The sequence below is a fragment of the Streptomyces sp. NPDC055013 genome (genome assembly GCF_053608645.1).
This window is the reverse complement of sequence record NZ_JBSGVW010000019.1, coordinates 1-12711: the sequence shown is the minus strand read 5'-3', so window position 1 is coordinate 12711 and position 12711 is coordinate 1. Positions and strand designations below refer to the sequence as shown.

Sequence of the window (12711 nt, the reverse complement as noted above, 5' to 3'; positions counted from 1 at the left end):
CATGTCTGCACGGCTGAGGCGCCGTCGCCCCGCCTACAGCGGCCGATGGGAAGCCGTCCGGCTGTCACCCGTGGTCCTGACCGTCCTCATCGCCGGCCTGGCGTTCTCCACCCCCAGGGAGATCGCCATCAGCCGCCTTCTGCCCGCCGCACCCGCTCTTGCCGCCGCGATGTGGCCCGTGCTCCCCACGATCCTGTTGGGGGCGTTCTGCCTACTGCTCATGATGGTCCTCAGCCTCTTCTACACCGATCTGGGGACGCAGTACACGTCGGCCGCGATCGTCGCCGTCACCTTGGCGGCCGCGTACGGGAGCCATGTCCGACTCCAGCGAGAGGAAATACTCTTCCACGTCCGGCTCGTGGCCGACGCGGCCCAGAAGGTGCTGCTGCGCCCGATGCCGCGCCGCATCGAGGACATCGAGATCGAGTCGCTGTATCTGGCAGCCCAGGAAGAGGCCCGGATCGGCGGCGACTTCTATGAAGCAATCGGTACACCGCACGGGGTCCGGCTGCTCATAGGCGACGTACGGGGCAAGGGCCTGTCCGCAGTGGGAGTGGCCTCGGCGGTGATCAGCTGCTTCAGGGAGGCCGCGTACGACGAGCACGACCTGCAGGGCATCGTCCATCGCCTGGAGACCACCGTCACGCGCCACAGCGCGGTGTTTCCCGCCCAGGACCAGCCCGAGCACTTTGCCACCGCTCTCCTCGCCGAGATCCCGCACGACGGCGGTCACATACGACTTCTCAACTGCGGACATCCCCCGCCGCTGATCGCGCATCGTGGCAAGGTCCAGGTCCTGGAGCCCAGAATCGCCTCCCCGCCCCTCAACCTCGCGTCGCTCATCGGTGACCGCTACTGGGTCGACAGTGTCGCCTTCGCCCCGGGTGACCAGTTGCTGCTCTATACGGACGGCGTATCGGAGGCCCGGGACCGCGCCGGCCAGTTCTTTCCGCTGCCGGACTGGATGGAGCGGCAGGGCCGGGAGCAGCCCCGCGAGCTGCTCGACCAGCTGCACCGGGATCTGCTCCGGCACAGCGGCGGAAGGCTCGACGACGACATCGCGGCCCTCGCGCTGAGGCGCGTCGACGCGCAGGATCGGGGAGCCGTCGGCGTGGAACGGGCATGACGGTGCCGGTCCGTTGCTGATGCGGGCTCCTGCGGACCGCATGTGTCAGGGCCGGAGTCCGGCGCCGGACGCCGACGTGTGGATGGACGCCCACAGGTGGAGCGGCGGTTCACGTGACGGCGTGGCGGAGCCGGGAGGTGAAGGTCCGCCTCTTGCCACTGCCCTCCCGGTCACTGCGTCGTGCCTCCGGCAGTGGGTGCGGCGTTGCTGCCCGGCGGGGAGGCCGCGCCTGCGGCCGGTGAGGGCGCGACGGTGGTGCCGGGAGCCGACTGGTGCGCCGGCTGTGGTGGGTAGCTGATGTGCACCACACGCACGAGCGAACCCGGCACGAAGACGCACACCGCCCTCGAGCGGGTGCGGGGTACGTCATCCGGCCCGGTCCAGGCGATCGGCTGCTGAAGCACGAGATCGCGCCGGGCCGGGTCGGGGTCGGTCGACACGTAGCGCACATAGCCTTCGACCAGGCGCCCGTCGGACAGTTCGACGGCCACGAAGGGCTTCCGTGTCCGGTCCGGGCCGGCCCGGTCGGTGAGGGCGTACACCGCCACCGTGCCGTCCTGCAGCCCCGCGCCCGTGCGCCTGGGCGACGTCCGTCCCGTGTACACCCCGGCCAGGGTGCTGAGCACCGTGCTCAGCGTCATGGTCACCAGCGCGGCGCCGATCCACGACCAGGGGCGGTCCCGGAAGTCGGCCGGCGCCCTGTGCAGGGCGTCGACCGGTACGAGGAAGGTGACCAGGTCCCCGGCCAGCAGCGTCAGCAGCAGTCCGGCGGACGTCGCCAGCGCGCCGACGCTGAACAGCTGGACGACCTCGATGGTCGACGACCGTGTGTCCTGCGGGCGGTAGCGGCGCAGTGCCTGGTGGAACGCGAAGCCCGGCGTCATCGCGGCGAGGAGGATCACCGCGGCGATGACGCTACTGGGCACGAGGCTGCCCCTGGGCGCCGGTGTCAGGAGGCTGGGCGGGCGGCGCGCCGGTCACGGCGGGCGGCAACTCGAGGTCGGGTTCGTCGATCAGGTCCTCCACGACGAAATGCCTGTCGTCCAGGCCGAACTCGTCCTCCCAGTCCTCGCTGCCGGACCCGTCGGTCGCGTCAGGCCCGGATCCGTACGCGGGTTTGTGGTGCTCGGTCGCCATGGGGCGTGCGTCCTTCCTGTGCAGGTGCGCTCATCAATGCGGTGCCGGTCGTCCGCAAGTTCAAGTGCGGTGAGGGTCTTCGAACGTCGTGGTGATGCTGACGAGTCCCGCCCAGAGCCGCGGCGGCACCGGGCCGACTTCCGCGCGGTATCGCCGCTGGGCGGTGCGCAGGGCCGTCGAGGGCGGGGCGCCCTCCGCCAGGAGCCGGTAGAGGACGGCCAGGATGCGGGCGGTGGGGTGGCTGTACCGGGGGTTCTTTGCCCTCCCGTCCGGCAGCGGAAAGATCCCACCGATGACCGTCTCGGCGCCGCGGCACAGGGCGACCGTGGGAATGCCGAGCGGGTCGGTGCCGCGGCGCTCGTCGAGTTCGGCGGACAGGCAGGCGTTGATGAGCAGAGTCCGCGGGAAACGCAGGGTGAGCATGCGGGCCGCCGACAGCTGAGTGCGCCGGTCCAGGCGAAGCGCATGGGCCAGGCCGGGGCTGTCGTTGCCGTGTACGGAGGCAGCGCCGACCGAGAAACCGGTGCTGTCCGGGCCGAGCACCGTCAGCAGCTCCGCGGCGGTGCGGGCATGGACGACCTCGGTGCCGTACGCGGCGTCGAGAGCGTTCCGTTCGAGGTCCAGGCCCTCGGCGTTGACGCCGGCGAAATACGCGAAAGCGCGGTTCTCGGCGGCGCCGGTTGCTCGATCGTCGCCCCCTGGGGCCGTGCTCTCCGCGAGTGACAGGCTGGGCAGCATGGCCAGGACCGCGCGGTCCAGCACGTAGCCCTCGGGATCGTCCGGTTCGACGCTGAGCGCGGCCCACGGCACCCGCCACAGGCGTGAGTCGGGTACGACGAGCAACTTCGGCACCGTGCCTGCGGGGGCGGTGTTCCGCAGCAGGTCCATCAGGCCGGGTGGCAGCAGGAGCCGGGCGAGGGTCGCCCAGGGGGTGTTGTCGCGGGCGGTCAGATGGCGGAAGCGTGGTGTCGTGCGCCAGTCGGGAGCTTCCGCGCGGACCCCCTCCGTTTCGCCGTCCGCGCTGTCCGGCACGACCTGGGCCGGCGTCGGAGGCGTCGGGCCCGGGCGCAGGTCCTGGACTCCGGTGACCTCGCCGAGCAGTACCCCTGCGGCGCCCTCGACCGGGTGGAGGAACGGATGCTGTGTGCCGTACGGGTCCGTCCACAGGCCGGCGATGCAGTTCGTCCGGCCGTTGCCGACGAGTCGAACCTGCAGCACATGGCTGCTCCAGCGCTTCGCGTAGGCGCGGGGATCTCCGGTCCGTCCCTCGTCGCCGGCGCTCAGCGCCCACCGAAACCGCAGGGAAACCAGCGTCTCCAGTCGTTCATACGCACGCGCCACCTGCTGCTGCCCGGCGCCCGGAGACGAGGCCGGCGTATGCACTTCGGCGGCCCGCGCCGCCTCCGGTGGAGTCGTGCCCTCGGCGCCGGCCAGCGTGGTCAGCAGCCCGACGATCTCGGCCATGCCTTCCTGCTCGATGTCGTCAGGTGTCCGCAGGATCAGTTCGCCGCGGAGCATGCGGCGCAGGGCGGTCCGGTTGCCGAGTTCCAGGAGCAACGCGTAGGCCTCCACGGCCTGTTGGTCGCCGTTCAGGTGCAGGGTGTGGGCGGTGGCGTAGGCACTGAACTCGTGTTCGCTGTAGAGGTCGACGTAGAACGTTTGCGCGTCGCGCCAGCCCCAGCCGGCGCGTAGTTCGGCGACGCCGCGCATCATGGCCAGGTAAGCGGCGAGCGCCTCCTGGTCGTTGCCCTGTGCGTGCGCGACAAGGGCGGTGGCGATGAGGTGGCGGACGCGATGGGGCAGGGCGCAGTCGTCGTGCCCCAGGACTCGTGCGGCCTCGCCTGTCAACCGAGCGGCGTCCTCGGTACGGTTCTCCGCGAGGGCCAGGATGGCGAGCATGTCGCACGCGCTCGCGTGCTGCGGTCTGCAACGCCACTTGGCGGCCAACTTCCGTGCGGTCGTGGCATGTTCGAGGGCACGAGGGATGTCGTCGGCGTCGAGGGCGATGTTGGTGAGGTAGAGCTCCACGCGGACCCGGCTGAGCCGGTACATGAATCCCCCGCCGACCTCCAAAGCCCGCGTCAGGGTGTGGTGGGCGTCGTCGTTACGTCCCAACGTGAGCTGGATCCTGCCGAGTTTCTCCAGCGCCTCGGACCAGGTGGAGCGGTTCGTGCCCTGCTCGTGGTGGCGGACCGCGGTGACGGCCTCCCGTTCGGCGGTGGGCAGGTCGCCCTGCGCCACCGCGATGTCGCTGCGCAGCATGGCCACGTTCGCGGCCACCAGCGGCAGCCGCTGTGTGGCCGGATGCGCGGCGACGGAGTCGATCAGTTCGACGGCGGCGGCGAGATCTCCTGCCTCGCCCAGTTCCATCGCCCGCTTCAGCCGATCGGTCAACGGCTTCAGATGCACGGCCTCGCGGCGGACCTCCTTGACGCCGACCATCGGCCCCTGCCGGCCGTGTCGGACCGCGAACACGACGACTACCGCGACCAGGAACACGACCGGCGGGTACCACGAACCACCCATGACGGCACGGGAGACGAGGTACGAGAACACCCCCGCACCGACGAATCCTCGCCACGAGAAGCGAGTCGGCTGCTTCTCGGTGGATGTCTCCTGACCCCTGCCAACGTGCGTCACGACGCCCCCCGCCCCCGGCCTCCGCCCACGGTCTGCCTGGGCGTAGGACGCTGAGCTTACGGACAGAGGGAGACGAGAGTGACGGAATCGGCAAACGTGACCAACTGGTCCTTGAAGATGGACCCTAGTTGTAATGCGGCCTCAGATGGAGCGAGTTGATGGGCGACAGGTCCCGGTACTCACCATGGCCCGCCGCGATCGAGGACGTGCAGTCGTTCGCGTTGTAGCTGAGGCACAGCTCGACAACCGCGCCGTCGTACTGGTTGTTCAGCACCCAGTGGTTCCCGTACTGGTTGTTCAGGTTGTGCGCGCCATAGGTCCAGTAGATGTGGCTCGGCGACACGGCCGGGTTCTGGTTCTGGGGGTAGACACAGACGGCCCCGTACGGGCAACCGGCCCAGTCGGCGGCCGGCTTGGCCTGAGCGGTACCTGTTGCGATCAGGGCCGTCGTGGCGGTCGCGAAGACCAGGGCGGCGGCGCGTCTCAGCATGCTGCGCATAGGGGGTTCTGCCTCTCCTGTGGGGCTGTTGGGTGTGCGTCCGATCGCTGGAAACCGTAGGGAGCAGGCAGGCGGGTCGCATCCTGACAGATGACAGGGACCGGCGGGTCGACGCGGTCCGTACGTTCGCGGGAGACCACCGAGCCCAGGGGGAGTCCTGTGATCAACAGAGTGCGCAGAGTCCGAGTGACCGGAAGAACACGGTCTGGAAGAACAGGGTCCGGAAGAACGGGGTGGGGAGAACGGTCATGGGGTCGTCGGGTGCGGCTCCTCATGGCCGCGATCGTCACGGTGATGAGTCTCGGCCTGCCGGCCGTCTCGGCCACGCCGGCGGCCGCAGCCCCCGGGTGCGCGCCGCTCGAGTCGGGTGCGAGCGCGGCGGCGCAGGCGGCCGTCGAGGTCGCGTGCCGGTACGTCGGTCAGCAGTACGCCTGGGGTGGCGGTCACGCACAGGGCGTGCCCGGCCCGAGCCAGGGCATGGTCGACCGCACGGACCCCGCGTCGTACGCGGACCCCGAGCTGTGGAGCTTCGACTGCATCGGCCTGGTGCGCTGGGCCTGGTACAAGGCGACCGGCCGGGACCTCATCACCGAGCGCACGACACAGGCGACCTTCGCGGCGCCGGGGTACGCGCACACCAAATTCCTGAAGTCGCAAGGCTCGGCCGTCCTGCGGCCCGGCGACATCATGTACTTCGGTCGTGAGGGCTTCGGCCCGACGCACGTCGCGCTCTACCTCGGCAACGGCAAGATGGTCGAGGCACCCCAGTCGGGATCGAACATCCAGGTCAACGACATCAGTGCCCGCTGGGATCGCTTCCAGGGTGCTTTCCGCCCGCACGCCGACGTCGCGCCGGCGGTCTGGTCCTGGGACGGCCGTGGCGGGTTCCACAAGACCTGGGGCCGGCCCAACCTGCGGCAGAACTCGAACACGAGCAGCGGTATCAACTTCACCAACGGCAACGGCATCTCCGTGAAGGTGCGGGTGCTGTGCCAGCGGGTGGGCGAGCGGGCCACGGTCGACGGCATGGTGAACAACGTCTGGTCGTTCCTGCCGGACTACCACAGCTGGATCAGCAACCTCTTCGTGCAGGGTCCGGCCGTGCTCAAGGATGTGCCGTCCTGCGGTGACTACCCGGAGATCGGCGGCACGCTGGCCGGCGCGGAGAACAACACGTCCTGCGGCGACGGAACGGAGCCCAACTCCACGGGCGCCTGGACGGCCAAGTCGACCACCGTCTTCGGCCGCACCGTGGAGTTGCGCTACAGCAGCACCACCCAGTGCGCCTGGGGCCGCATCGTCGGCGGCACGGTCGGCGACGAGATCTGGGTCGACCGCAGCTCCGACGGAGGCGAGACCTGGGACTCGATGCTCGGCTTCACCACCATCACCTCGGGCAGCGACGCGTACACCACCCAGTGGAACGACGCCGGCCTCGTCATGCGAGCCTGCGGCACCAACGGCCCGGGCGGCGCCATCGCATGCACCGGCTGGTTCTGACCCAACGACGGCCGGTCCGGCCGGTTCCGGGAGCGCCCCCACTGGACCCTTCCATCCCGGAGCCGGCCGGCGCCTTGGCACATGAGGGGCGGCACCAGTCCCGGAGGATGCTCAGTCGATACAGAACTCGTTGCCCTCGATGTCCTGCATGACGATGCACGAGTCGTTGCCGTCGTACAGGAGCTGCACGCGTACCGCGCCGAGCGGGATCAGGCGTGCGCACTCGGCCTCGAGCACGGCGAGGCGCTCTTCACCCACGAGCCCGGTGCCGACCCGCACGTCGAGATGAACCCGATTCTTCACGACCTTGCCTTCGGGAACGCGCTGAAAGAACAGTCGCGGTCCGACACCCGAGGGATCACTGCAGGCGGCGCATGCACCCCGATCCTCCGCAGGCAGCGAGCGGTTGTAATCGTCCCAGGAGGCGAACCCCTCCGGCGGCTTCGGCAGGACGTACCCCAGCACCTCGCACCAAAAGCGAGCGACACGCTCAGGTTCCGCGCAGTCAAAGGTGACCTGGAACTGCTTGATCGACGACATCGGCGCACCCTAGCAAGGACACCTCCGTCGTTCCGGACCGGACCGTGGCCACGGAGCCGGGGTTGGCCGACCAGGGGTGCGACGGCCAAGGGAGGGCTGGGCGGCGTCGTCGGCCGGGCCGGCGTGGCGGGCCCCGCACGCGCACCACCCGGTGGGCTTCGCCAGGGAAGTTCCCGACTGTCGGAGCGGAATCGCGTACCGGCATGTTCGGCTGGTGACCAGAGAACTCCCCGAAGATCTGACCGTCCGCCCCGCCCGTGCCGAGGACTACACACAGGTGCTCTCCGCGCTCGATGCCTGGTGCGGGCCGGACGACGCGAGGTATGAGATGCCGATGTCGAGGCTCCTCTTCGAGGATTTCCTGGCCACCTGCTTTGCGGCCGAGAACGCGGCCGGTGAACTCGCGGGGTTCCTGATCGGTTCCTTCTCGCAGAGCGACCGGCGCGCGGCGTACGTCCACCAGGTCGCCGTGGCTCCCCGAGTACGCCGGCGGGGCGTGGCGACGGTGCTGTACGAGATGTTCTTCGCTGCCGTACGGGCGCAGGGCCGCCGAGTGGTCCGGTCCGACGCGGTTGTCGGCGCAGGCCACGCAATGCTCCATGAACGGCTCGGATTCGTGCCGGCGCCTGAGACGTCAACCGTCGAGCTCGACGTCGCCGCGCGCCCCCAGCACCGCATCGGACCGTCGGACGGCACATCCAGTGGCGGCGTCGCGCTCCGCCTGAGGATCCTCGAGCCGGTCTTCGCGCTGGAACTCCGCGCCGATCGCGGGGAGCTGGTGGACCGGACCTGGCATGCCTTGGTGCGGGCGCCGGAGGGACTCACCGTGATCAAGGAGGCGGACCCGAGCACTCCGGAGGGCGAACGCTGGATCGGCCTGTACGACGCCGATGCCGGTCACGGCCTGGACGTACCGGGGCTCCTGGCCGCGGTCGTGAGCCCCCTCGCCGGTGCGGCCGTGCCGGTCTTCGTGGCCTCCACCTACCATGCGGACCTGGTGCTGGTGCCGAGGTCACTCCGGCGCGAGGCATGTGCGGCCCTGCGGGGTGCGGGGCACGAGGTCCTCGGTCTCGCACCCTGACCGCCGCTTTTCCCGAAGTCCGCCAACCGGCCCGCGACATCACGTCGATTCGGCACATCCGGTGGCGTCCGTCCCATCCCTCGGAGAGGATCACCCGCATGGTTGCAACAGTGACGAACATGACGGTGGACTGTGCAAACGCGTACCAACTGGCCCGGTTCTGGAGCGAGGTGACCGGGCATCCACTCGATCCCGAGGACGAACCCGGCGACGACGAGACGGAGATCATGCTGCCGGGTGGTCTGGCCCTGCACTTCAACGAGGTACCGGAGCCGAAGGCGGGCAAGAACCGGCTTCATCTGTGCCTGCGTCCCGAGACCTCGCGGGACGCGGAGGTGGAGCGGCTGCTGGCCCTGGGAGCCGCCCTTGTCGCCGACCACCGCAAGCCCAACGGCTGGGGATGGGTCGTACTCGCCGACCCGGAGGGCAACGAGTTCTGCATCCTCCTGGCTGAATCCGAACGGGCCGCGCTGCCCCCAATGTCCTCGTAGTCCTCGTTATGGTGACCCTGGGCACAGCAGAGGCCAATGCCGCGGAAATGGCCTGAACTGGCTGTTCCGCGCTTGATGTTGACAACGAGTGCTCACCTATCTCAGGATCTAAGACGGCGTCACCGGCGGGGCCTGACCAGCTCTTGGGGAACGTTGCGCGAGGTGACTGGGTGGTGTACCCCCGGGTTCGTGATTCCGCTCGGTCCTCTTTCGCGTCGAATATGCGTGGCTGAACAGCGACGCATTTCTCCCGAGAAAGTAATGGCACATCCTTTGGGATGTCCTTACTGTGGCCCCATGTGCTGACCTGAACGCGATGTGCGCACAGGTGAAACCACTTGCCTGCTGCAGAACTGTCGCGTTTGCGCGGATCGATCAATTGCCAAACGGGGAGATGTCGTGACAGAGGCAGGCAACGAGATCATGTACACCGTGGTGGTCAACGACGAGGAGCAGTACTCCATCTGGCCAGTGGGCCGTGACCTGCCGGACGGCTGGCGGGAGGTCGGCGTCACGGGCACGAAGCAGGAGTGCCTGGCCCACGTCGAAGAGGTGTGGACCGACATGCGCCCGCTGAGTCTGCGCAACGCGATGGCCGAGTAGGAATCGGCGCGCATCTCGCATCTCGTGTCGCCGTTTCCGTCCAGGGGAACGGCCCTTGGGGATGGAGCCGCGGTCCCGTAGCGGGCCGCGGCTCGAGCCCTGTGTTTTCTTGATTCCAAGGATGACCGCCGCCTCCCGTCCGCGGGAGGCCGATGCCGCCCATGCTTCCCCAAACGCGTGGCCGGTTATTTGTGTGCGGTTCAACAACCTCATGGCCAGAAGAGGGAAAACCGAACCAATCATTGGTAACGGGGGATCAGTTTTGTCCGGCACATTGAACGGCACATGTTTCACCGGGCGGCAGGAAGAGTTGACCACTCTTGCGAAAGCCCTCCACAATCGGCAGGGTCGGCCCGGGCTCATCAAGATTCCGGGAGAAGCAGGCGTGGGGAAAACCCGGCTGCTGACGGAGTTCCTGGACATCGCGGCGGAGATCCCGGACGTGACCGTGGTGCCCAGCACCGCCACCGAGCGCCAGCAGGGCCCGTTCGACGGCCTCGCCTCGCTCCCGCCGCTGCACGACCTCGCGGGGCCCGGCGGGCTGGTGCTGCTCGTCGACGACGTGCACGATGCGACGCACCAGATCAACATCGCCCTGGAGCAGTTGCTCCGGCACCCGCCACGCACGGATCTCCTCGTCGTGCTGGCGTACCGGCCCCGGGGAATCGCCAACCGGCTGCTCGCCGCGCTCGGCGCCGCGCAGTCGCAATGGCACATCGAGGAACTCCCGCTCACCGGACTCAGCGGTGAGGCGGTCGGGGAACTCTTCCCGGAACGCCTGTGCGGCCGCCATCAGATGACGCTGCATCAGGAGAGCGGCGGCAATCCGCGCTATCTGCAGCTCCTGATGTCGCTCTGCCAGGGACCCGACTGCCGTGGCGAGTCCTTGCTCAGGACCGACGCGCAGATCCCCGTCGAGGTCGCCGCCCCGATGCTGATGGACCTTGATCGGCTCTCCGCCACGGCCCGGCTCGTGGCACAGTCGGCGGCGGTGGTGGGCGACGTCTTCGAACTCGAAGTGGCCTCCGCGGTCGCGGAGCTGGACCACCCGACCGTACTGGTCGCCCTCGACGAACTACTGGCACGGGACCTGATCCAGGCGGCGTCGGTGCCCGGCCGATTCGGCTTCCGTCACTCCGTCGTCCGCGGCGTCGTCTACCGCACCGCGCCGGACGGCTGGCGGCTCGGTGCGCACGCCCGCGCCATCGACGCGCTGCACAGCCGCAACCAGCCGGCCGTCCGCATCGCCGAGCATGTCGAACGCGTCGGTGGTGCGGGGCCGGAGCGCGGTGCGGCACTGATCGCCGCGGCCCGTGCCATCGAGCTGAGTGACCCGGACACCGCCGCTGCCTGGTACCGCACGGCGTTGCGGCTGACCGGCGATGGATCCGAGCACCGTGAGCGACGACGTGAACTGCTCACCGCGCTGGCCCGCGGCGCCGTGCTGACCGGACGCCTCAGCGATGGCTGGGAGGCGCTGAGCCGGCGCGACGCGCTGGTCGAGGGCAAGGCGGACATCAGCGCCGACGCGGCCATGGCGATCGAGTGCCGCGCCGTCCTCGCCCGGTACGCCGGCCGGTACACCGAGGCACGCGCCATGCTGCACCGGGCGGTGAACCGCAGCGACGCCACGGTCGGCTCCACGCGGCTGCGGCTGGCCCTGGCGGCCACCACCGTCTGGGACACCGGATGGGACTGGTCCGAAGACGCTCTGCTCGGAGCCGTCGGCAGCGGCGACCAGATGTTGCAGTCGCTCGCACTCGCCATCCACGCCACGGCCGCCCTCGCCAAGGGTGCTTCCGCGGTCTCGCGGCGCAGTGCCAGCGAGGCGGCGCAGCTGATCGAGCGGCAGACCGACGACCAGTTGGCGCACGGACTCGACGCGGTGTGGCACCTCGGCTTCATCGAACTGCATCTCGAACGCCGCGCACAGGCCGCCCGGCGCTTCAGCCGTGGCCTCGCCCTCAGCAAGGCCTACGGCCAGTGGCAGTCGACGATCCCGCTGCTCGTCGGACTGGGCTCCGTCCACCTGCGGCAACGGCACCTCGAGAGTGCCCGGAGCCATGCCGAGCAGGCGATCCGGCTGGCACAGAGCCCCGGCTGCGAAGACCTGCTCGCGATGGCACTGACCCTGCGCGCGCGGACGGCACTCGCGGAGGGGGCCGTTCTGAACTCCCTCGCCGACAGCCGGGCCGCCTGCGAAGCGGTGACCCCGGACAGCCCCACATGGCGCCAGGCCCGGCTGGCGCAGGCTGCCGCCCGGCTCGCGAACGACGACCCGGCCGGTTGCCTGGCAGCCGTCCTGGACGCCGGGGGCGGCCCGACGCTGCCCGAACTCCCGATGTGGGACCACCCGCGCGCCCACGACCTGATGGGCCGCTCGGAACTCGCCCTGGGCCGCAGGGCCGAAGCGCGCACCTGGGTGGACCGTCACCAGGCGGCGGCTGAGAAGCTGGGCCTGCCGGGCGGGGCAGGTCCGGTCGCGATGGCGCGGGCCCGGGTGGCCGACGACCCGGCCGAGGTCCTGGCCCACGCCTTGGAGGCCATCGACGCGGGAACGGCGAACGAGCAGGTCCTGGAGGCCGGGACGGGGCACTTGCTGGCGTCCCAGGCTCTGCTGGCCCTCGGCGCCCCCGCCGGGGCCGAGAAGCATCTCGACGCCGCCGAGGCGGCGGTCGCGGGCTACGCGGCGCTCGACCTCGCACCCCGGGTGCGGGAACTGCGCGCAGAGTTGCACGCCGCCACCGTGGCGACGGCGCAGCCCCCGGCGGAGCAGTACATGCTCAGCCAGCGGGAGTTCGAGATCGCACGGCTGGTCAGCCAGGGCCGGACGAATCGGCAGATCGCCCGTCAGCTCGAGGTCAGTCACAAGACCGTGGAGACACATCTGGGCAGGATCTTCACCAAGCTCAACGTCTCGTCGCGCGCCGAGATCGCGAGCATGGTCGGCCGCTCCTCGGTGATCGCGCGGCCTCGACGGACGGCTGCCGCCCGCTGAAAGACCCCGTGGCGGGTGGCGGCGGCCGGCGGGGGCCTACCCCCCACTACAGCCCCGACCCACGGGGTTTTGGGGTTACGGCCCCCACACCGCCAA

At 69.8% G+C, this 12711-nt stretch carries 11 protein-coding genes; 6 read left to right on the top strand and 5 right to left on the bottom strand.

What is annotated here, in order from left to right; genetic code table 11:
- The first annotated feature begins 1 nt into the window (after position 1).
- Positions 2–1126, top strand: coding sequence for a PP2C family protein-serine/threonine phosphatase (locus tag ACWGDB_RS22880; RefSeq protein WP_453824083.1), 1125 nt, complete (start codon positions 2–4; stop codon positions 1124–1126).
- 170 nt (positions 1127–1296) lie between these two features.
- Here ACWGDB_RS22880 and ACWGDB_RS22875 read toward each other — a convergent pair whose 3' ends face one another.
- The 4 genes from ACWGDB_RS22875 to ACWGDB_RS22860 all read right to left on the bottom strand — a co-directional run bounded on the left by ACWGDB_RS22875 (position 1297) and on the right by ACWGDB_RS22860 (position 5402).
- Positions 1297–2052 carry a DUF6338 family protein gene (locus ACWGDB_RS22875; protein ID WP_453824082.1) on the bottom strand — a complete coding sequence of 252 codons (756 nt, stop codon included), beginning with the start codon at positions 2050–2052 and terminating at the stop codon, positions 1297–1299.
- Positions 2042–2263, bottom strand: a complete 222-nt coding sequence (locus ACWGDB_RS22870) for a hypothetical protein (RefSeq protein ID WP_453824081.1) — start codon at positions 2261–2263, stop codon at positions 2042–2044. The genes ACWGDB_RS22875 and ACWGDB_RS22870 overlap by 11 nt, the downstream gene beginning before the upstream one ends.
- A gap of 60 nt (positions 2264–2323) precedes the next feature.
- Complete coding sequence (locus ACWGDB_RS22865) at positions 2324–4789, bottom strand: CHAT domain-containing protein (RefSeq protein WP_453824080.1); 2466 nt, start codon at positions 4787–4789, stop codon at positions 2324–2326.
- 238 nt (positions 4790–5027) lie between these two features.
- Positions 5028–5402: a hypothetical protein gene (locus ACWGDB_RS22860; protein ID WP_453824079.1), complete on the bottom strand. Its 375-nt coding sequence runs from the start codon at positions 5400–5402 to the stop codon at positions 5028–5030.
- Between the two features lie 273 nt (positions 5403–5675).
- Between ACWGDB_RS22860 and ACWGDB_RS22855 the strand changes: the two genes are divergently transcribed.
- Complete coding sequence (locus ACWGDB_RS22855) at positions 5676–6902, top strand: NlpC/P60 family protein (RefSeq protein WP_453824078.1); 1227 nt, start codon at positions 5676–5678, stop codon at positions 6900–6902.
- Positions 6903–7013: 111 nt separating this feature from the next.
- Here ACWGDB_RS22855 and ACWGDB_RS22850 read toward each other — a convergent pair whose 3' ends face one another.
- Positions 7014–7442 (bottom strand): VOC family protein, encoded by a 429-nt coding sequence (locus ACWGDB_RS22850; protein WP_453824077.1) that lies wholly within the window; start codon positions 7440–7442, stop codon positions 7014–7016.
- A gap of 214 nt (positions 7443–7656) precedes the next feature.
- Here ACWGDB_RS22850 and ACWGDB_RS22845 point away from each other — a divergent pair, with 214 nt between their 5' ends.
- From ACWGDB_RS22845 to ACWGDB_RS22830, 4 genes are all read left to right on the top strand, one after another.
- Positions 7657–8523 (top strand): GNAT family N-acetyltransferase, encoded by an 867-nt coding sequence (locus tag ACWGDB_RS22845; RefSeq protein ID WP_453824076.1) that lies wholly within the window; start codon positions 7657–7659, stop codon positions 8521–8523.
- Between the two features lie 98 nt (positions 8524–8621).
- Positions 8622–9014 (top strand): VOC family protein, encoded by a 393-nt coding sequence (locus ACWGDB_RS22840; protein ID WP_369269323.1) that lies wholly within the window; start codon positions 8622–8624, stop codon positions 9012–9014.
- A gap of 423 nt (positions 9015–9437) precedes the next feature.
- Positions 9438–9617, top strand: coding sequence for an MbtH family protein (locus tag ACWGDB_RS22835; protein ID WP_383599709.1), 180 nt, complete (start codon positions 9438–9440; stop codon positions 9615–9617).
- 385 nt (positions 9618–10002) lie between these two features.
- Entirely contained in the window at positions 10003–12615 is a 2613-nt protein-coding gene (locus ACWGDB_RS22830) for a LuxR C-terminal-related transcriptional regulator (protein ID WP_453824075.1), read from the top strand.
- Positions 12616–12711 lie beyond the last annotated feature (96 nt).